This is a genomic window from Amycolatopsis sp. lyj-346 (genome assembly GCF_046548975.1).
Lineage (GTDB): Bacteria > Actinomycetota > Actinomycetes > Mycobacteriales > Pseudonocardiaceae > Amycolatopsis.
This window is the reverse complement of record NZ_JAJPWT010000002.1, coordinates 450721-471278: the sequence shown is the minus strand read 5'-3', so window position 1 is coordinate 471278 and position 20558 is coordinate 450721. Positions and strand designations below refer to the sequence as shown.

The following is a 20558-nucleotide window of genomic DNA, read 5'->3' as shown; positions in this document are numbered from 1 at the left end:
ATGTGGTTTCGCAGGAAGGAGACGCCTCCGGAGGCCGCGCCGGCACCGGCCGCGCTGCCGGTGACGCGCGCGGAGTGGCGGAGCGTGGCGCCGATCCAGCGTGTCCTGGCCGAGCACCCGCTGGTCAACCCGGTGCAGCGGTTCAGTTCGACGCTGACGTCGTGGCGGAGTCCCGGTTACCTCGAGCCGCTCGGGCACCGGGTCGGGCCGGCGGAGCCCGCCGGCGTCATCGGCGACCTCGTGCGGCCGTCCGGCGGCCAGGACGGCTCGGTGCAGCGGGTCGTCGCGCCGGACGGCGACCGGTCCGCGGAACCGGAGGAGCTGCCATTGGTGTTGCCGGTCGTCGCGGGGCGCACGGTCGTGCCGCCGTTGACGTCGGCCGGCAGCGCGGTCACCCCGCCGGTGCGGACCCTCCAGGCCATCGCGGAGCCGTCCCCTGTGGACACCCCGGCGGAGCCGGTCGAGCCCGCGCGGCCCGAGCTGCCGCTCGTCCAGCGGACCGAGCAGGCCGTGCCGCGCCGGCTGGGCCTCGGCGCGCCGATACTGCCGGAGTCTTCCCCGGCACCATCGCTCCCGGTGTCCCGCAGCGCGGACGCCGGCTTACCGCTTTCGAGTGCGGCGTCCGCGATACCACCGCCGGTGAACAGCTTCCGCCCGTTCGACACCCCGGAGAACCGGTCCGGGACCACGGAGCCGCCCGGGACACCGGGCGGCTCGACGAGCGTTTCCCCGCCGTCGCCGGCGGCCGAGTCCCCGCTTCCGGTGGCCCCGGGGGCGGGGGAGACGCCTGTGCACCCGGTAGTACCCGCGCTGCCGGGAGGCGACCCCTCGGTGCGCCCGGCGGAGCAGCCGCCACTACCGCTGATGCGAGCGGTGGAGGCTCCGGCGCTCCCCGTGACGGAAGTGACCACCCCGGCCGGTGCGGGGGCACCGCTCCCGGTCGCTCGAGCGGTCGTGGACTCGCCGGCTTCCCCGGCCGAAGCAGCGCAGAGTGCTCCGCTGCCGGTTGCTCGCACCATCGAAGGCTCGCCCCCGATGGCGAGGGCGGCCGAGACTCCGGGTGGCGGATCGACGCTACCGGCGGACCGGGCGATCGAGGTTTCGGGATGGCCCGTGGCTCGCGCGGCCGAGGGGGCGGCGGCTTCGGTGCCGTCGACCGCGGTGCCGCTGCTGCCGGTTGCCCGGGCGACCGAGAGTCAGGGACTGCCCGTGGCTCGCGCGGCCGAGAGCACGGTCGCACGGACGATCGAGGCTCCGGAACCGGCCGCCGGTGGCTCCGGGCCGGTGGCCGGGGCCGAGCCACCGGCGGTCGAGACCCAGGGATTCCCCGTGGCTCGTGCCATCGAAGGGGCGGCGGCCCCGATGCCGGCGAACACGGTCCCGCCGCTGCCGGTCGCACGGGTGATCGGGACTCCGGCGCCTACCGCCGGTGCGGCCGGTGGCTCGGCGCCGGTGGCTGGAGGCTCGTTGCCGGTGGCGCGGGCGGTCGAGACCCCGGCATTCCCGGTGACTCCCGCCGCCGATGGCGGGGGAGCCTCGCCGTTCCCGGTGATCCGGGTCGCCGATGGCTCGGCGCCGGTGACCGGGGCCTCGTTGCCGGTGGCGCGGGCGGTCGATAACGCGGCATTCCCGGTGACTTCCGCCGTCGAGGGTGGGGGAGCTTCGCCGTTCCCGGTGATCCGGGTCGTCGATGGCTCGGCGCCGGCGACCGGGGCCTCGCTGCCGGTGGCGCGGGCGGTCGAGACCGCGGCATTCCCCCAGCCTCCCGCGGCCGAAGGCGCTGGGGGAACGGTGGTGCCGTCGCGCCCGGCAGGACCGGCTCTCAAAGGCTTGGCGCCCGTGGCGGGAGCTGCGGTGCCGCTGCTTCCGGTGGCACGGGCCGTGGATGGTTTGGCGGCGGGCAGCGGAGTCGAACTGCCGTCGCGTTCGGTGGCGCGCGCTGTGGATGGTTTGGCGGTGGGCGGTGGACTCGAGCTGCCGTCGCGTTCGGCGGGGCGGGCTGCCGATGGTTTGGCGCCGGTGACCGGCGCCGGGTTGCCGTCGCGCCCGGCGTCGGGGGCTCTCGAAGGTTCGGCGGCCGTGGCGGGAGCTGCGGTGCCGCTGCTTCCGGTGGCGCGGGTTGCCGATGGTTTCGAGTTGCCGTCGCGTTCGGTGGGGCGGGCCGTCGAAGGCTTGGCGCCCATGACAGGAGCTGCGGCGCCGCTGCTTCCGGTGGCGCGGGTTGCCGATGGTTTCGAGCTGCCGTCGCGTTCGGCGGGGCGGGTCCTCGAAGACTCGGTGCCCGTGGCGGGGGCTGCGGTGCCGTCGCTCCTGGTGGCACGGGCGCTGGATGGCTTGGCGCCGATGACCGGAGCCGCGGTGGTGCCGCACTCCGTGGCACCGGCCGTCGAAAGCCGGGCGCCGGTTGCCGGGTCCGCGCCGCCGCTTCTGGTGGCGCGGGCGGCCGAAACCCCTGCACTCCCCGCCGAACTGCCCGGCACCGCGGTGCCGTCCCTGCCCGTCGCGCGGGCCGTCGAGGGCTCCGCGACCCCGATTCCGCGGGCCGCCGATGCGCCGGTGCTCCACAGCGAAACTCCCGCACCACTGCCGGTGGCGAGGATCGCCGACCAAGGTGCAAGTCACCGCGCCGTCCAGGCCCCACCGGCCGGCTCCACCTTCACCACGGTCGTCCAGCGCGAACCGGAACCGGCGGCCACGCCCGCGCCGGCCGCTCCTCCGCAGCAGCAACAGAAACAGCAACAGCAACAGCAGCCGGAAACCGAAGAGCTCGTCAAGAAACTGTTCGATCCGCTGCTGCGCCGCCTCAAGACCGAACTCCGTCTCGACCGTGAACGCCGGGGCGCGCTCACCGACCGCCCGCACTGAAGGAGGAGCCGATGCCGGACACCGAAGAGGCCGTTGCCGTGTGCTACGTCGTCAAGCTGGACGACAAGAACCTCGGCAACCTCGGCGCGTTCTCCAGCTGCGACGGGCTCGGCTGCGAATTCGTCATGGAACAGCGGGAAGAGGGCGGCAACAACGGCATGGTCTGGCAGCTGCCGACCCGGATCAAGTACTCGAACATCAAGCTCTCGCGCCCGGTCACCGAGGCCAGCTCGCAGATCACCAAGTGGTTCGCCAGCCTGGCGAGCGGGATCGAGCGCAAGACCGCCACCATCGAGGCCCGCACCCTCGAAGGCAAGGTGATCGCCAGCTGGGCCCTCGAAGGTGTCGTCCCGGTGCGCTGGAGCGGGCCGCAGCTCTCGCCCGACTCGCCCAAGGTCGCCACCGAGACCCTCGAACTGGCCCACCACGGCTTCCTCAGCCCGGCGAAGAAGGGCTAGCCATGTCCTCGCCCGTCACCTTCACCTCGGCCGGCGCCCAGCCGCCTGCCGCCTACGGTTCCGGGGAACCGGCGCCCAGCAACCTCCAGCGCGCGCTGCTGGAAGTCCGGAAACCGCCGCAGTCCGGCGGGACCGGGCAGCCGCCCGGCGAGAAGCTGTTCGACATCAAGTTCCAGTTCAACCCCAAGGAACTCTCGGTCAGCAAGAACGCCAAATGGGGCCGCGACGCGCAGCCCAACGCCAAGAAGAGCGCGCCCCCGCAGTTCAAGGGGTCCGATCCGGCGAAGCTCGCGCTGGAAATGTTCCTCGACGCCACCGACAAGATGGACGACGCCGTCGTCAAGAAGGTCGAGCAGCTGTTCACCTGCTGCGTGGCCACCGAGGACAGCCGTCAGCACAAAAAGCCCTCGCCGCCGTGGGTGATCTTCAAGTGGGGCGGCATGACGGGCTTTCCGGCCTACGTCGCGTCGGTCACCGCGAAGTACACGCTCTTCACGCCGTCGGGGACGCCGGTGCGCGCGGTCTGCACGGTGAACCTCGAAGAGATCTCGGGCGAGCTGGGCGGGCAGAACCCGACGTCCGGCGCGCTCGCGGCCCGGGACACGCACGTGCTCGTCGCCGGGGACTCCCTGCCGTCGGTGGCGTTCCGCGCCTACGGCGACGCCGGGAAGTGGCGCGAGATCGCCGACGCCAACGACATCGACGACCCGATGCGGCTGCGGCCCGGCACCCGGCTCCTGGTGCCCGCGCTGGAGGAGCTCGATGGCTAACGAGACCTTCACGAACACGCTCATGGTCGAGGTCGAGGGCACCGCGCTGCCCGACGACGTCAAGGTGATGCTCGGCTACGCCTACGTCGACGACAGCCGGAACCTGCCGGACACGTTCGTGCTGCGCTTCCGCGACCCCGGGTCGGTGGTGCTGGAGAAGGGCAAGTTCAAGGTCGGGGCCAAGATCAAGCTGAAGGTCCAGACGTCCGACCCGGAAGGCCCGCAGGACCTGCTCTCCGGCGAGGTCACCGCGGTCGCCGTCGACCTGGACGCGCACGGCACGTTCACCGAGGTCCGCGGGTACGACCACGCGCACCGGCTGTTCCGGGGCCGCCGGGTCGCGGCGTACCCGGACATGACGGTCGCGGACGTCGTGCGCAGGGTCGCCCAGCGCGCGAACATCCCGGCCGGGAAGATCGACAACGTCAAGGGCTTCGGCGGCCGCCCGAACACCCAGCTGAGCCAGGACAACGTCAGCGACTGGGAGTTCCTGTCCCGGCTCGCCGACGTGGTGGGCGCGCAGATCGCCGTCCGCGACGGGAAGCTGAACTTCGAACTGCCGGAGAAGCCCTCCGGCGCGCCGTCGACCACCACGAAGGCCACCGCCGACCCGCTCGTCCTCGAGGCACACGGGACGCTGGTCAGCCTGCGCGCCAGCGTCACCGCGGCCGAGCAGGTCCCCGAGGTGCGGGTGAACGGCTGGGACTACGAGAACAAGCAGCCGATCACCGCCACCGCGACGCCGAAGAACGCGGGCGCGGAGGTGCCGTCGGTGGACCCGGTGGCGCTGGCGGGGAAGTTCGCGAGCCCGCCCTTCCTCGAAGCCGCCTCGCCCCGGCGCACCCAGGGCGAGGCGAACGCGACCGCGCAGGCGCTGGCCGACCGGTTCGGCAGCGCCTGCACCGAACTCGACGGTGTCGCGAAGGGCAACCCGAAGCTGCGCGCGGGCACCGCCGTCACCCTCACCGGCGTCGGCCTGCCCTTCGCGGGCAAGTACACGCTGACCAGCACGCGCCACCTGTTCAACGACGACGTCGGCTACACCACCGAGTTCGCCGTGTCCGGCCGCCAGGAACGCTCGCTCTACGGGCTGGTCGCCGGCGGCGCCAGGAGTTCGACGTGGCCGGGTGTGGTCCCCGCACTGGTGACCGACCTCAAGGACCCGGCGAAGCTCGGCCGCGTCAAGCTCACCTTCCCGTGGCTGGACAAGGAGTTCGCCAGCACCTGGGCACGCACGGTCCAGGCGGGCGCGGGCCAGGACCGGGGTGCGCTGGTGCTGCCCGAAGTCGGCGACGAGGTCCTGGTGGGCTTCGAACACGGCGACTTCGAGGCCCCCTACGTGCTCGGCGGCCTCCACAGCACCAAGGACACCGCGCCGTCGAAGTTCACCAAGCCCGTCGTCGACGCCAACAGCGGGGAGGTCGCCCTGCGCGGGTTCGTCTCACGGAAGGGCCACAAGCTCGAGTTCGCCGAGGACGACGGGATCATCCTGTCCTCCGGGGACGCGAAGTTCGTGGTCAAGATCGATCAGAAGAACCAGGTCATCGAGGTGACCAGCGGCAAGAGCGTCACGATCAAGGCGCGGAACGGCGTGAGCATCGACGCCGGGACCGGGCCGCTGGAGCTCAAGGGCCAGAAGGTGTCCGTGAAGTCCCAGACCGACGCCGGCATCGAGGCGGCCGGCCAGCTGAAGCTGACCGGCACGGCGGGCGTGAAGGTCGAAGGCGCCACCGTTTCGGTCGCCGGCCAGGGCCAGACGGAGCTGACCGCGAGCGGTGTCGTCACCGTGCGCGGCAGCGTGGTCAAGATCAACTGACGGGGGAGCGACATGCCACCAGCCGCGAGGGTCGGCGACCCGACCGGGCACCCGGGCGTCATCGCCGGGCCGGGGGTGCCGACCGTGCTGATCGGCGGGATGCCCGCCGCGAACGTCGGGACGCTGCACACGTGCTCGTTCCCGCCGCCCGCGGTGCACCCGCCGACGCCGATCGCGCCGCCGGGCTGCCCGACGGTGCTCATCGGCGGCATGCCGGCGGCCCGGATGGGCGACATGGCCACCTGCGGCGCGCCGATCGTGATGGGCTGCCCGACCGTCCTGATCGGAGGCTGACGTGGCTGTGACACGGAAGGACGTGACCGGGAAGGACTTCCTCGGCCGGGGGCTGGCGTTCCCGCTGCACACCGACGCGACCGGCTCGATCGCGCTGGTCGGCGGCGAGCGCGAGGTCGTCGAGAGCATCCGGCTGATCCTGGCGACCTCGCCGGGCGAACGCCCGATGCGTCCCGAGTTCGGCTGCGCGGTGCACGACCTCGTGTTCGCGCCCGCCGACGCGGCCACCGCCGGGCAGATCGCCTACGAGGTCCGGGTCGCGCTGGAGCGCTGGGAGCCGCGGATCAGTCTCGACGACGTCGTGGTCGGCTTCGACGAGGCCGACCGGGGCACCCTGCTGATCGACATCCGCTACCGCCTGCGCGGCACCAACGATCCCCGCAACCTCGTCTTCCCGTTCTACGTCATCCCGCCGCACGAGTCCACAGAGGACGGTGCGTGATGTCCCTGCCGATGCCCAACCTCGACGACCGCCGGTTCCAGGACCTGGTCGACGAAGCCAAGTACCTGGTCCAGCGCAACTGTCCGGAGTGGACGGACCACAACGTCTCCGACCCCGGCGTCACGCTGATCGAGACGTTCGCGCAGATGGTCGACCAGCTGCTCTACCGGCTCAACCGGGTGCCCGACCTGCACTACCTGCGCTTCCTCGACCTGATCGGGGTCCGGCTGTTCCCGCCCGCCGCGGCGCGGACCGACGTGACGTTCTGGCTCTCGGCCGCCCGCGACGTCCCGGTGGTGGTCGCGGCGGGCAAGCAGGTCGCCAGCGTGCGCAACGAGGTCGAGGACCCGGTGGTCTTCACCGTGGAGCGCACGCTGAACATCGTGCCGTGCTCGCTCGCGCACCTGGCGACCAGCACGGCCGACACGGGCCTGCCGCCGGTCGACCGCACCGACGAGCTGCTCGTCGGCGGCGGCCCGGCGGCCTTCTCCGAGACCCCGGCCCCCGGCGACGCGGTCCTGTTCGGGCTGTCGGACGCCGTCCCCGGCTGCGCGGTGCTGCTGCGGATGAACTGCGAGGTCGAGGGCCAGGGCGTCGACCCGCGCGACCCGCCGTGGCTGTGGGAGGCGTGGGACGGCACCGGCTGGGCGGCGTGCGAGGTCGACCGGGACAGCACCGGCGCGTTCAACCGGGCCGGCGACATCGTGGTGCACGTCCCGCACGGGCACGCGATGTCGGTGCTCGCGCGGCAGCGGGCCGGCTGGCTGCGGTGCCGCCTGGTCGAGGCCAAGCCGAACCAGCCGTTCTACCAGCGCTCGCCGCGGCTGTACGCGGTCGAAGCGTCGACCATCGGCGGCACGGCGGGCGCCGTGCACGCCGAGATCATCCGCAACGAGGTCGCCGGGACCTCCGACGGCACGCCGGGCCAGCGGTTCCCGCTCGGCCGCCCGCCGGTGGTCGTCGGGGAGGGCGAACTCCTCGTCGAGGTCTCGGGCCCGGACGGCTGGCAGCAGTGGACGGAGGTCCGCTCCTTCGCCGACTCCGGCCCGGACGACCGGCACGTCATGCTCGACCGCGTCGGCGGGGAGGTCGCGTTCGGGCCCGCGGTCCGCCAGCCCGAGGGCGGTCTCCGGTACTACGGGGCCGTCCCGCCCAAGTCGGCCGCGATCCGCGTGCCCGAGTACCGGTCCGGGGGCGGGCGGCGCGGCAACGTCGCCCGCGAGGTCCTCGAGGTGCAGCGGGACCCGATCCCGTTCGTCAGCAGCGTGGTCAACCGCCGTCCCGCGATCGGCGGGGTCGACGGCGAATCGGTGCGGGACGCGGCGGTCCGCGGCCCGCTGCTGCTGCGCACCCGCGACCGCGCGGTCACCGCCGAGGACTACGAGCAGCTCGCGCGCGAAGCGGCGCCGGAAGCGGCCCGGGTGCGGTGCATCCCGGCGCACGGCGCCGACGGCCGCGAGACCGGCGCGATCCGGGTCCTCGTCGTGCCGGCCGTGCCCGACACCGGCGAACTCGCCTTCGCGACCCTGATGCTCGAAGCCGGCCTGCGCGGCCGGATCGAGCGCTACCTCGGCGAGCGGCGCTGCGTGGGCGCGCTCGTGTCCGTGGAACCGCCGTTCTACCAGGGCGTCACGGTGGTCGCGCGGCTGCGCGCCCGGCGCCGGACGACGGCGGGCACGCTGGGCGCCCGGGCGAGCCAGGCCCTGTACGACTACTTCAACCCGATCAGCGGCGGCCCGGACGGCGACGGCTGGCCGTTCGGGCGCCCGGTCCAGTCGGGTGAGGTGTTCGCGGTGCTGCAACGGCTTCCCGGCGTCGAGCTGGTCGAGGACGTGCGGCTGTTCGCCGCGAACCCGATCACGCGTGAACGGGGTGAGCAGGTCGACCGGCTTGATCTGCCGTCGAACGCGCTGGCGTTTTCGTTCGGGCATCAGGTGCGGGTCCGGGAGGCGGGCGCATGAGGACGGGAATCCCGGGGCTGCCGAGCCCGCACCCGATCGGCGAGCTGCTGCCCGCGGTGTACGCCGAGGACCGGTTCGTGCAGGGCTTCACCGGTGCGCTCGACGAGGTGCTCGCCCCGGTCATCTCCACTTTGGACAACTTCGCGGGTTACCTCGACCCGGGTGTGGCGCCCGCCGACTTCGTCGGCTGGCTGGCCCACTGGGTCGCGTTGCGGGTCGACGAGAGCTGGAGCCCGGAGCAGCTGCGGCAGCTGGTGACGTGCTCGGTCGAGCTGCACCGGTGGCGCGGCACGCCGCGCGGCCTCGCCGAACACGTGCGGCTGCTGACCGGCGGCGTGGTCGAGGTGACCGACAGCGGCGGGGTCGTCGAAGCGCCGCAGCCCGGCGCGCCGCTGCCGGACCCGGGACCGCCGTGGGTGCAGGTGCGCGTGCGGGTGCCGGACCCGGCCCGGGTCGACGTGCGGCGGCTGACGGCGACGGTCGTGGATGCGGTGCCCGCCCACGTGCGGGTCACGGTGGAAGTGCTGGAGGGCTAGCGAATGGTCATCTACGCGGAGTGCGGGCACCAGGGGCCCGCCGACGTCGAGTTCTGCGGCGAATGCGGCCGCTACCTGAAGTGGGACGACGACGGCCCGGTCGCCGCGGTGCGGGCGCAGCCGGTGGTGCAGCAGCAGGTCGTGCAGCCTGCCGAGCCGCTCGCCCCGGTCCGGCAGCCGGTGCAGCAGACCGTGGCGGAGGAGGTGCTCAACCCTGGCGACCTGATCTGCGGCCGGTGCGGGAAGGGCAACGTGCCCACCCGGAACTTCTGCAGCCGCTGCGGCGGATCGCTGGCGGAGTCCGAGGTCGCCAGGACCTCGTGGTGGCGGCGGCTGTTCGGCCGCAAGCCGAAGGAGCACAAGGCGGGGGCGCGGCCGGGCAAGGACGGCGTCCGCCGCCGGACCGGCCGGGCCGGGGCCGCGCGGCGGACCGTGGGCAAGGTGATCCGCCGGGCGGTCGTGGTGGCGCTGCTCTTCTCGGCCCTGATCTACGCGCTCTACCAGCCGTTCCGCGGCGCGATCAACACCGCTGCGGTCGGGCTGTGGAGCCAGGTGACCGGGATCTTCGAGGCCAAGCTGAACCCGATCCACCCCGTCAAGGTGACCGCGACCGCGCAGAGCACCGGGCACGCGGCACCGCTGGTCACCGACAACGCCAAGAACACGTTCTGGGCGGCCCCGGCCGACCGGGAACAGGTGCTGGTGTTCACCTTCGACCACCCGGCGGACCTGCGGAAGGCGATCGTGTACTCCGGTGACGCGGCGAACTTCCCGGCCGCGCACCGGCCGCAGAAGCTGCACCTGGTGTTCTCCACCGGCAAGACCTACGACATGGTGCTGGCCGACACGCCGGACGCCCAGGAAGTCCCGATCGAGAACAGCGAAGGCGCCACGAGCGTCGAGCTGCACGTGACCGGGCTGTACCGCTCGCTCAACGGCACGGACGTCGCGATCTCCGAGATCGAGCTGTTCGAAGCCGGCTGATTCACTGAATCTTGTTCTGGTCAGGTCGGCGCTACGGACCGCAACCTGCTGGTCGTGGTAACCCTTGCGCCGGCCGACGGCTGAACAAGGTTCACCCGAAGTCTTTTGGGGAGGACCGACCATGCGCGCGAACCGAGCGGTGGCGGGCATCGCGGTCGTTGCGTTGCTCGGCGGCTGGGCGATCAGCGGAGCGCTCTCGCCGACCGAAGCGCAGGCACCGGCGCCGGTGGCCGCGCCGTACCGCGTCGGCTACGTCAGCGGCGCCACCACCGGCCTGTACCAGGCGACCGGCGAAGGCGCGGAGCCGGCGCTGCCACGCGGCCTCGGCAGCGTCGACGCCGACGCGTCCGCCGGCCCCGGCGGCCTCGTGTGGGTGAGCCACCGCGCCGCGGCCGCCGGGGGCGCCGAGCGGGACGGCGAGCTGTTCCACCTCCCCGATGGGGCCCCGGCGGCGCGGCAGCTGACCGACGACGACGCCGTCGACCTCCACCCGGCGCTGTCCCCGGACGGCCGCACGGTCGCCTTCGCCTCCGGGCGCACCGGCAGCCGGAAGCTCTTCGTGATCGGCGTGGACGGCCGCGGCCTGCGCCAGGTGACGTCCGGCCCGGCCACCGACGACTCGCCGAGCTGGTCGCCCGACGGCACCCGGCTGGCGTTCAGCAGCACGCGTGACGACCCGGCCGGGGACATTTACACCGTCCCGGTCGCCGGCGGCACCCCGGCACGCCTGACCGCCGACCCGGCCGCCGACACCCAGCCCGCGTGGGGGCCGGCCCGGATCGCGTTCACCACCACCCGCTTCCGCCCGGCCGGCGACGTGGCACTGGTCGCCGACACCGGTGGCGCGGTCACCCGCGCGGTTCCCGATCCCGGGGACTCGGCCGAGCCGGCGTGGTCGCGCGACGGCGCCCGGCTGGCCTTCACGACCCGCGCGCAGGACCCGCTCGGCGACGTCAAGCAGGTCGAAGGCGGCGTGGTGTCGATCATCTCGGCGCTGACCGCCACCGGTGAGACCGAACCGGCGTTCCGCCCGGACGGCCGGCCGGTGTTCACCGAGCTGCGCGCCGGCGGCACGACCGACATCTGGAGCGCGGACGCCTCCGGCGGCGATCGCCGGGACCTCACCCACCGCCCGGGCGCCGACGAATTCGACCCGGCGTTCTCCGCGGACGGCGCGCAGCTGGCCTACACCCAGGCCGGCCCCGGCGAGTCGTCGTCGGAGACCGAGGTCTTCGTGGCGAACGCCGACGGCAGCGCACCCCGCGCCCTGACCGGCCCGCGGGACGGGACCAAGCGCGAGCAGCACCCGGCCTGGTCGCCGGACGCGACGATGATCGCCTTCACGAACACCGTGGCCGAGGGCGAGAGCCGCCGGGACACCGTGCGGATCGCCCGCGTCGCGGACGGCCGGATCCTCGGCGAGATCCCGATCCCGGCGCACCTGCGCGGTGACGACGCGCAGCCGGTGTGGTCGGCCGACGGCACGAAGATCACGCTGACGCGGGCGGCCTCGCGGGTCGCGCCGCCTGCGCCGGGCAGGGTGCAGCCGTCGGTGGTCGACATCCCGGTCGGGCAGGGGTCTTCGGCGTCGATCGCCAAGACCGTGCCGACCGACAAGGTGCCGGCCAAGCCGGACATCGTGCTGCTGATGGACCAGAGCAGCTCGATGGGCACCGCGCTGGGGGACATGCAGACCAACCTGACCCAGGTCATGACCACCATCAGCACGGCACAGCCGGAAGCCCAGTACGCCGCCGTGGCGTTCGGCGACCGCGACGACATCGTCGACGCGAACAACCCCGACGGCCGGCTGTTCCAGGTGCAGCAGGACCTGACGAAGAGCCAGACCGCGGTGACCGACGCCTTCAAGAAGATCACGCCGTTCGGCGGCGGGGACATCCCGGAAGACTGGATCTACGCCCTCGACCGGGTCGCCACGGGCGCGGTCACCTTCCGGCCGGACAGCAGCAAGATCATCGTGCTGGTCGGCGACGCGCCCAGCCACGACCCCAGCGGCGACCCCGTGCACGACGACCGCGGGGTGACGCTCGCCCAGGCGATCGAGCACCTGAAGGCCCAGGGCATCCGGGTGGTCGCGGTGTCGGCAGGGGCCGGCGGCGGCGGCCTGGACAGCACCCACCAAGCGACCCAGGTGGTGAACGCGACCGACGGCGTCGTCGCGAGCACCGATCCGGGCAACATCAGCGCCGTCATCACGGAGAAGATCGGCGAGCTGAAGGTGAAAGTGCAGCCGGTGCCCTTCTGCGATCCGGGGCTCACGCTCACGTTCAGCCCGGACGGGACGCAGCAGGTACCCGGCGGGACCGAGGCGCACTTCGTCGAGACCGCGGCGGTCGCGCCGGCCGCGCCGATCGGGGCGTTCCTGCACTGCCGGGTCGAGTTCCGGCTGGGCGGCGAGCCCACCGTCCGCCCCGGCTACACCGAAGACGTCACCGTCCGGGTCAAGGATCCGCGGCTGCCGCTGATCACCGTGCACGACAAGACCGTCACCGGGACCGGGCCCACGGCCGTCGAGTACCCCGTGACCGCGGTCGACGCCGACCGCGAGACCCCCGTGACGCCGTTCTGCACGCCGTCGTCCGGCAGCCTCTTCCCGGTCGGCGCCACCACCGTGACCTGCACGGCGACCGGGCGGGGCGGCACCGCCACCGAGACCGCCGTCATGTCCGTCGACCCCGGCCGGGAGTTCCGGCAGGAGCTGTGGCAGATCTCGCTCGCCGCCGGGCCGGACAGCGTCGTCGCCGGCACCCAGCGCGATCTCTCGCCGTCGTTCGGGGCGCCGTGCGGCGCCGGAGCGCAGGGCTCGGCGGACGTCTCACCGGACGGCGCCGCGCTCGTGTTCCAGAACGACCGGCGCCGGCTCTGCGTGGCACCCGCCGACGGCGGCCCCGCACGCCTCCTCGTGGCGGACACCGGCTCCGTGGACGGCCCGGCCTGGTCGCCGGACGGGACACTGGTCGCCTTCGACAGCACGCCCGGCGAAGCCCGGCCGAGCATCCGGACCGTGCCGTCGGCCGGCGGCACGCCGGTGGTGCTGATCGCCGGACCCGGCGGCGCCTCGCAGCCGGCGTTCCAGCGGATCGCCGACGTCGGGGTGACCGCCACCGCCGTCCCGGCCGCCATCCCGTTCTCCGGGCTCACGACGTTCGAATTCGTGGTCACCAACCACGGCGTCGCCGCGTCACCCGGCGTCGGGCTGTTCGTCCGGCTGACCGCCGGGCTGCGGCCGCAGGCGCCGATCACCAGCGTGGGCACGTGCACACCGGAGCTCGTCTGCTCCTTCGGCACGCTCGAGCCGGGTGCGCAGGCGCGGGTGCGGTTCAGCGCCACCGGCGCCGAACCGGGGCCGCAGGCCGCGACGGGCACGGTCACCACGGCGGGCCAGGACGCCGGCGCAGGGGACGACTCCGCCACGGCCGTGGTGACCGTCGGCGAGAAGCCGCTGCCCCCGGTCACGCCGGGTTCGCTGTCGGTGGGGCTGGCGGTGTCGGCGGTCCCGCTGTTCACCGGCGGCGACGACGTCGTGCTGACCTTCCTGGTGCACAACGGTTCCGGGGCACCGATGCCGGACGTCCGCCTGGTCACCCAGCTGCCGCCGCAGCTGCCGGTGACGTCCGTGGCACCGGGGTGCGCGCCGGGCGGGGGCAGCTGCGCGCTCGGGACGCTGGCGCCCGGCCAGACCGTCGAGCTCCGGATTTCGCTGGCGGCCAAGGCCGCGGCGGACGCGCCGGTGTCCGGCACGGTCGGCACGAGCGGGCCGGACGACAACGCGAGCGACAACACCGCCAGTGCGCGGGTGGTGATCCGCCGGCCGGTGGTGGCCGTGGATCCGGGCGTCGGCCCGCTGGGCTCCGTGCCCCGCGTGACGGGCACGGACTTCCCGCCGGGCGCGACGGTCCGGCTGGCCTGGTCGGCCGGGATCTCCGCGACCCCGGGCCTGGTCACCGTGGGGGTCGACGGGAAGTTCGACGCGCAGTTCCTGATCTTCCACCACGACCTGATCGGGCCGCGCACGGTGTCGGTCACCTCGGTGAGCGGCCCGAAGTTCGGGGCGGCCGGGTCGAACGAGGTCCTGGTGGTCCTGCGCACCCATCAACCGCCGTTCCTCACCCGCTGAGCGGCCCGCGGGCCCCCGGGGAAGGGGCACTTTCACGTGAAAGTGCCCCTTTTCCGGTTCGCTGCCCGTAGGGGCAACCAGGGGCGCACGGCCGCACACCCGTCCGCTGGTGCCGCGGCCGGGCGCGGGCGGCCAGACTTCCGGGCATGGGAGCAACGGCGACGCTGTCCGAGGCCGGCCTGGTCGCGGAACCCGGCCAGGAGACGAGCTGCACGGTGACCATCCGGAACGCCGGGCAGGTCGTCGACCAGTTCGCGATCGACGTGGTCGGCGACGCGAGTGGCTGGGCCACCGCGGAACCGGCGACGGTCAACCTCATGCCGGGGGAGACCGGGACGGTCACCGTGCGGTTCGCGCCGCCGCGGTCCTCCGACGTCCCCGCCGGGACGATCCCGTTCGGCGTCCGGGTGTTCTCCAGCGAGGACCCCGCCGGCTCGGTCGTCGAGGAGGGCACCGTCGAGCTCGGCGCCTTCACCGAGGTGACCGCCGAGATCGTGCCGGCCAAGGTGGAGGGCAGCTCCAAGGCCGACTTCGAGGTCGCCGTCGACAACCGCGGCAACCGGCCGGTGGCGGTCGAGCTGAGCCCGCTGGACCCGGAGGACGAGCTGGACTTCCGGCTCGAGCGCGACCGGGCCGACCTGGCGCCGGGCACCGCCGCGTTCATCCGGATGCGCACCCGGCCGCGCAAGCGGTTCCTGCGCGGGCAACCCGTCCGGCACCGCTTCCAGGTGTTCGTCGTCGCCGACGGGGCCGAGCCGCTCAAGACCGAAGGCACCATGGTGCAGCGGCAGCTGCTGCCGAAGTGGCTGCTGCCCGCGCTTGCCGCGCTGCTCATCCTCCTGCTGGCCCTGGTGACGCTGTGGTTCACCGTGCTCCGGCCCGCGGTGAAGTCGGCCGCCCGGGAGGCCGCCGAAGAGCAGAACCAGGAAATCGTGAAGGCGGCGCAGGACGCCGGCGCCGGGGCCGACCAGGCGAAGAAGAACGCCGACCAGGCCAAGCAGAACTCCGAAGAGGCGATGAAGGCCGTCGGCCTGACCCCGCCGGGTGACAACCCCGCGCCCCCCGGCTCCGGTCCCGGCACACCCCCGACCCGCGTCTCGAACGCCGCCGCCGACGGGACGCCGACGGACTTCCGGGTGGCCGCGGACGCGCGGATCGACTCGAACCTCAACCGGTTCGCCGAATTCCCCTACACCCTGCCGGACGCGAGCAAGACGCTGGTGATCACCGACCTGATCCTGCAGAACCCGCGGGGTGACACCGGAACCCTGCGGCTGCTGCGGGATGCCGGCGGCACCAAGACCGTGCTGCTGGAGGTCGGGCTCTCGAACTTCCGCGATCTGGACCACCACTGGCTGCAGGCCTGGCGGTTCCAGCCGGGGGAGAAGATCGTGCTCGCGGTCAGCTGCCAGAACCCCGGCGACCGTGGCCGCTGCACCCCGTCGGTCTCCTTCTCCGGCCGGGTCGAATAGCCCGGGTCAGATGAGCCCTTCGCGCATGGCGAAGGCCACCGCGTGGGCGCGGTTGCGCAGCTGGAAGCGGTTGGTGATGTCGTGCAGGATCGACTTCACCGTCCGCTCCGAGTAGCTCAGCTGGTCGGCGATCTCCTTGGTCTCGAAGCCGTCGGCGACCAGCCGCAGCACCCGGGTTTCCCGCTGGGACATCCCGGCCAGGTCCCACCCGTTCGGGTGCAGCACGTCCCGCTGCAGCCGGGACACCCGCGACAGCAGGCGGCCCAGCAGATCGGGCGGCAGCGCACCTTCGCCGACCGCCGCGGCCTTCACCAGGCGCACCAGGGTGTCCGGGGTGGCGTCGGCTCGGCGGATGATCGCCGACACCCCGTTGCCCACGACGTCCAGCAGTTCCGAGTCTTCCACCTCCCCGGCAACCAGGACGACGCCCGCGTGGCCGGCGCACTGGAGGCTGCGCAGCAGCTGCCGGGCCTCCTCGTTGAGCCGCTCCACGATGACCAGCACCACGGCGGGCTCGCCGGAGTCCTCGTCGGCGAAGCGGATTTCGGGACGTGACCGCAGCGCGGCCGTGACGCCCGCGTGGGTGATGGTGTCGGTGGCGTGCAGCAGCACCGGAACCTGGTCGGTGATCATCGGTGGCCCTCCCTCGAACGACGTCGGATCGCTCCACCCCCAGGATCGTGGTGCGGGCGCCTGCCGAACAGGGACATGGAGTCCCGATATGTCCCGTTTTCCTTACTCCGATCGGGCAATGCCGGCCTCTTTGGCCTTGGCGATGGCCTGGGTGCGGTCGGTGACCCGGAGCTTGCGGAAGATGTGGGACACGTGGTTGCGCACGGTCTTCTGGCTCAGCACCAGCCCCTCGGCGATCGAGGCGTTGCCCATGCCCTGCGCGACGAGCCGCAGGATCTCCGTCTCGCGCAGGGTGAGCCGCGGGAACGACTCGTCACGCGGGGTCGCCGTCCCCAGCAGTGACAGCACCCGGGTGGCGATCGCCGGGCTGAAGATGGCTTCGCCGTCGCCGATCACCCGCACCGCGCGGATGATCTGCTCGTTGCGCGCGCCCTTGAGCAGGTAGCCGCGGGCGCCCGCACGCATGGCGGCGAACACCGCGGCCTCGTTTTCGAACATGGTCAGCATGAGCACGCCGGTGTGCGGGTTCGCGCTGACGATCCGCCGCGTCGCCTCGACCCCGTCCAGGTCGGGGAGGTTCAGGTCCATCAGGACGACGTCGGGTTCCAGCCGGCCCGCGTCGGTGACCGCGGTCAGGCCGTCGGCCGCCTCGCCGGCGACCTCCATGCCGTCGGTGGCGTCGAGCATCGCGCAGAGGGCCGCCCGGAAGACCGGGTGGTCGTCCACCACGAGGACGCGCAGGGCACCGAACACCGCCTCACTTCCCCGCGGCGAGCGGCAGCCAGGCGGCGATCCGCGTGCCACCGGAGGAAACCGGCTCGACCCGGCAGCCGCCGCCGAGGTCGCCGGCGCGTTCCCGCATCGACCGCAGCCCGGTGCCGCCGACCGCGGGCAGGGCCTCGCCGTCGGTGCCCACGCCGTCGTCGACGATCTCCACGTGCAGGTCGCCGTCGAGCGGCCAGAGGTGCACGGTGCACTCCCGGGCCCCGGAGTGGCGGGCGACGTTCACCAGCGCCTCGCGGATGATCCGGTAGGCGGTGACCTCGACCTCCGCCGACAGCGGCGGCAGTTCGCCGCGCACCTCGACCCCGACCCGCAGCGGCCCGTGTTCGGCGGGCACCCGCCCGGTCAGCGTGGCGGCGTACCGGCGCACGGCCAGTACCAGCCCCGCCTCGTCGAGGGCGGGCGGCCGTGCGTCGGCCACGATGCGGCGCAGGTCCGTGATCGCGCCGTAGAGCTCGTCCTCGAGGCGGGCCAGGAGGTGCTCGGTGCCGGCCCGGTCCCGCCCGATCAGGTCCCGGGCGGCACGCAGCCCGAGCACGGCGGCCGTGAGCGTCGGCCCGAGCCCGTCGTGCAGATCGTGGAGCACCCGTTTCAGCCGGTCTTCGTACCCCGCGGGACGACCGAAGTCGGCGACGACGAATGTCCGGCGCATCTTTCCCCCGTCCACCAGAAATGGTCTGGACCCCCATGGGCAAATCGGGGAACCAGTTCTCGTGCGGGTAGCCCAGCCGGCTGCTCCGTTTCGCGTAGCGGGATGGTCACCCGCTGTACTAATCGCCACATCTCGCCCCGGCGTTTCACGCGGAGCCGCCGCCGCGGGTCACGGTATGGTCCCGAAGCGGAAACGCTCGTAACGTCGCAGGTCGGAGCGATGATCCGCGCGGCTCGGCCCGGGTGGCGCGCCAAAAACGATTCATGAACTGCGCCGTGAACCGGTGGAAATTCGACAATGCCGGGACGCCGCACGGCCGGGGAGTCGCACGGCGGATGGAGCAGAACGCCGTCGCCAAGCGGAGGAACGCCGACCGGGACCCGCCGCAAACTCCACTACCGGAAAACCCCGGGCAAAACCGCGGTCAGCCGGTGACCTTCCGGGCCACTCCGCCGTAGAGCTGCGTGTTGGTGTACGGGTCGTCCGAGATGTCGCCGGGGCCGCCCGGGCGCCAGAGTGCGCAGCCGACCAGGCCGGGGTCGATCAGCTCGAAGTCGCCGAACATCGTCTCGACTTCGTCGTAGCTGCGGGTGGTCGCCTGATCGTGGCCCTTGGCCAGGTTGAACGTGCCGACCGCGCTGTTGATCCGGTCGCTGTCGCGGTCGCTGACCAGGTGGGAGATCGCCAGGTAGCTGCCGGGTGGGACGCGGCGGCGGTACTCGGCGAGCAGCGCGTGCGGATCGCTGGCGTCCGGGATCCAGTGCAGCATGGCCACCATCAGCAGGCCGATCGGTTCGCCGAAGTCCAGCCGGCGCACTTCCGGGGCGGCGAAGATGCCTTCGGGGTTCGTGAAGTCCGCGTGCGCGATCGTGGCGTTTTCGCTGGCGCGCAGGAGCATCTTGCTGTGCGCGACGGCGATCGGGTCGCGGTCGACGTAGACGACCCGGCAGTGCGGGTCGAGCTCGCCGGCGATCTGGTGGACGTTGCCCACCGTGGGGATCCCCGAGCCGATGTCGAGGAACTGCCGGATGCCCAGGTCCATCAACGTGCGCACGACCCGGCCGAGGAACGCGCGGTTGAGCCGGGCGACGTCCCGGATGCCGGGCATGATCTTTTCGGCCTGTTCGGCGGCCTCCCGGTCGGCCTGGAAATTGTGGGCGCCGCCCAGGAGGTAGTCGTAGGTACGGGAACTGCTGGGTTTCGTCGTGTCGATACCCGGAGGAACCCATTCCTCTTCGCGGTGTTGTGTTGTCATCATGCACCTCGCTCATCTGTCGAACGAAGAACATACTCACTCCCGTGGCCTCCTCGATTACGCCATCGGTGTGACGGGTTTTCAGCCGATGGGTGCTGTCGCCTGCCGCCGGATGGGCCTAAGGTGGCAGATCTCCTTCCGGACAGCCAAGGAGAGGAAATGGACGTCCCGGTCGCACCAGGCCGTCGGATCCTGCTGGGACACACCCCGTCGTTGTTGCGGCAGCGGGTCGGGTTCACGTCTTCCCTGCGTGCGCACGGCGATATCGTGCGGCTCTTCCTCGGTCCGCTGGAGACGTATTTCCTGACGAGCCCGGAGCTGGTCAACCACGTGCTCGTCACCCAGGGAACCTGCTTCTCGAAGGGGATCATCTTCGATCGTTTCCGGCCGTTCATGGGAAACGGGCTCGTCATGTCGGAAGGGGCCTTCCACCTGCGGCAGCGCCGGTTGATGCAACCCGCGTTCCACGGGACGCGGCTGGCCGCGTACGCGGACACGATGGTGCGGGTCACCGCGGAACTGACCGGTACCTGGCGGTCGGGCGAGGTCCGCCGGCTGGACGCCGACATGCAGTGGCTGGCCGTCACGGTGGTCGGGGAGACGCTGTTCGCCACCGAACTGGGGCGGAAAGCCGTCGCGGAGGCCCGCCGGTCGATCCCGGTGGTGCTCAAGGCGGGGATGGTCCGGGCACTGTCCCCGAGGTTCCTCGAACACGTCCCGGTCATTCCCGCCAACCGGCGGTTCGACCGGGCGGTCGAACGGCTCCGGCAGGTCGTGCACGAGGTCATCACCGGGTGGCGTGCCGCGGGGGAGGACCACGGTGACCTGCTGTCCATGCTGATGCTGGCGAGGGACGCCGGCACCGGCGACGGCATGACCGACGACCAGGTCTACGACGAGGTGATCACGCTGCTGACCGCGGGCAGCGAGACCAGCGCCGTGGCGCTGACCTGGCTGTTCCACGAGCTGGCCCGGCACCCGGAGATCGAGCGGCGGGCACGGGCGGAGGTGGACGAGGTGCTGGCCGGCCGGGCGGCCACGTTCGCCGACGTCGCGAAGCTGGGGTACCTGCGCCGGATCGTCAGTGAGGTCCTGCGGATGTACCCGATCTGGATCCTCATGCGGCGGGCCCTGCGGGACGTCGAACTCGGCGGGGTGCGGCTGCCCGCCGGTACGGAGGTCATGTTCAGTCCCTTTTCGCTCCACTTCGATCCGCGGTTCCACGACGACCCGGAGCGGTTCGATCCCGATCGCTGGCTGCCCGAGCGAGCGGCGCGCGTGCCGAGGGGCGCGTACGTCCCGTTCGGCGCGGGTGGCAGGCAATGCATCGGGCAGGCTTTCGCGCACACCGAGATCACGCTCGTCGCGGCCACCGTCCTGGCCGGGTGGAACCTGTTTCCGGTGCCGGGTGTGCCGGTGGGTCTCACCGTCACGTCGGCGGCTTATCCCGACCGGATGCCGATGACCGTGGTTCCCCGCCGGGGGGTCTGACCGGCACC

At 72.6% G+C, this 20558-nt stretch carries 16 protein-coding genes; 12 read left to right on the top strand and 4 right to left on the bottom strand.

The genetic code is table 11. From position 1 onward, the window contains the following. The 11 genes from ACLJQE_RS08435 (at position 1) to ACLJQE_RS08385 (ending at position 15736) form a co-directional block, all read left to right on the top strand. A complete protein-coding gene (locus ACLJQE_RS08435) occupies positions 1 to 2865 on the top strand; it encodes a hypothetical protein (RefSeq protein WP_410638575.1) in 2865 nt (954 codons plus the stop codon). An 11-nt stretch (positions 2866 to 2876) separates the two neighbouring features. Continuing rightward, complete coding sequence (locus ACLJQE_RS08430) at positions 2877 to 3323, top strand: phage tail protein (RefSeq protein WP_003098522.1); 447 nt, start codon at positions 2877 to 2879, stop codon at positions 3321 to 3323. 2 nt (positions 3324 to 3325) lie between these two features. Beyond that, positions 3326 to 4093 (top strand): LysM peptidoglycan-binding domain-containing protein, encoded by a 768-nt coding sequence (locus ACLJQE_RS08425; RefSeq protein WP_410638574.1) that lies wholly within the window; start codon positions 3326 to 3328, stop codon positions 4091 to 4093. Beyond that, positions 4086 to 5909 carry a VgrG-related protein gene (locus ACLJQE_RS08420; RefSeq protein WP_410638573.1) on the top strand — a complete coding sequence of 608 codons (1824 nt, stop codon included), beginning with the start codon at positions 4086 to 4088 and terminating at the stop codon, positions 5907 to 5909. Before ACLJQE_RS08425 ends, ACLJQE_RS08420 begins: the two co-directional genes overlap by 8 nt. Positions 5910 to 5921: 12 nt before the next feature. Then, on the top strand, positions 5922 to 6203 hold the full coding sequence (locus ACLJQE_RS08415) for a PAAR domain-containing protein (protein ID WP_103342742.1): 282 nt from the start codon (positions 5922 to 5924) through the stop codon (positions 6201 to 6203). A gap of 22 nt (positions 6204 to 6225) precedes the next feature. Continuing rightward, positions 6226 to 6645: a GPW/gp25 family protein gene (locus ACLJQE_RS08410; protein ID WP_410639160.1), complete on the top strand. Its 420-nt coding sequence runs from the start codon at positions 6226 to 6228 to the stop codon at positions 6643 to 6645. Beyond that, positions 6645 to 8606 (top strand): putative baseplate assembly protein, encoded by a 1962-nt coding sequence (locus tag ACLJQE_RS08405; protein WP_410638572.1) that lies wholly within the window; start codon positions 6645 to 6647, stop codon positions 8604 to 8606. The genes ACLJQE_RS08410 and ACLJQE_RS08405 overlap by 1 nt, the downstream gene beginning before the upstream one ends. Next, on the top strand, positions 8603 to 9142 hold the full coding sequence (locus tag ACLJQE_RS08400) for a phage tail protein (RefSeq protein WP_410638571.1): 540 nt from the start codon (positions 8603 to 8605) through the stop codon (positions 9140 to 9142). The genes ACLJQE_RS08405 and ACLJQE_RS08400 overlap by 4 nt, the downstream gene beginning before the upstream one ends. A 3-nt stretch (positions 9143 to 9145) precedes the next feature. Next, positions 9146 to 10126: an NADase-type glycan-binding domain-containing protein gene (locus ACLJQE_RS08395; protein WP_410638570.1), complete on the top strand. Its 981-nt coding sequence runs from the start codon at positions 9146 to 9148 to the stop codon at positions 10124 to 10126. 121 nt (positions 10127 to 10247) lie between these two features. Continuing rightward, entirely contained in the window at positions 10248 to 14264 is a 4017-nt protein-coding gene (locus ACLJQE_RS08390; RefSeq protein WP_410638569.1) for a VWA domain-containing protein, read from the top strand. A gap of 146 nt (positions 14265 to 14410) precedes the next feature. Next, entirely contained in the window at positions 14411 to 15736 is a 1326-nt protein-coding gene (locus ACLJQE_RS08385; protein ID WP_410638568.1) for a hypothetical protein, read from the top strand. Between the two features lie 6 nt (positions 15737 to 15742). Here the strand turns inward: ACLJQE_RS08385 and ACLJQE_RS08380 are convergent, their stop codons facing one another. The 4 genes from ACLJQE_RS08380 to ACLJQE_RS08365 all read right to left on the bottom strand — a co-directional run bounded on the left by ACLJQE_RS08380 (position 15743) and on the right by ACLJQE_RS08365 (position 19059). Next, on the bottom strand, positions 15743 to 16369 hold the full coding sequence (locus tag ACLJQE_RS08380; protein ID WP_410612679.1) for a response regulator transcription factor: 627 nt from the start codon (positions 16367 to 16369) through the stop codon (positions 15743 to 15745). A 102-nt stretch (positions 16370 to 16471) separates the two neighbouring features. Then, positions 16472 to 17122: a response regulator gene (locus ACLJQE_RS08375; RefSeq protein ID WP_410638567.1), complete on the bottom strand. Its 651-nt coding sequence runs from the start codon at positions 17120 to 17122 to the stop codon at positions 16472 to 16474. Positions 17123 to 17126: 4 nt separating this feature from the next. Beyond that, a complete protein-coding gene (locus ACLJQE_RS08370; protein WP_410638566.1) occupies positions 17127 to 17804 on the bottom strand; it encodes a sensor histidine kinase in 678 nt (225 codons plus the stop codon). A gap of 424 nt (positions 17805 to 18228) precedes the next feature. Next, the gene (locus ACLJQE_RS08365; RefSeq protein ID WP_410638565.1) at positions 18229 to 19059 is read right to left on the bottom strand and encodes an SAM-dependent methyltransferase; all 831 of its coding nucleotides are present in this window, start codon (positions 19057 to 19059) and stop codon (positions 18229 to 18231) included. Positions 19060 to 19218: 159 nt separating this feature from the next. Here ACLJQE_RS08365 and ACLJQE_RS08360 point away from each other — a divergent pair, with 159 nt between their 5' ends. Beyond that, positions 19219 to 20550 (top strand): cytochrome P450, encoded by a 1332-nt coding sequence (locus ACLJQE_RS08360; protein ID WP_410638564.1) that lies wholly within the window; start codon positions 19219 to 19221, stop codon positions 20548 to 20550. Positions 20551 to 20558 lie beyond the last annotated feature (8 nt).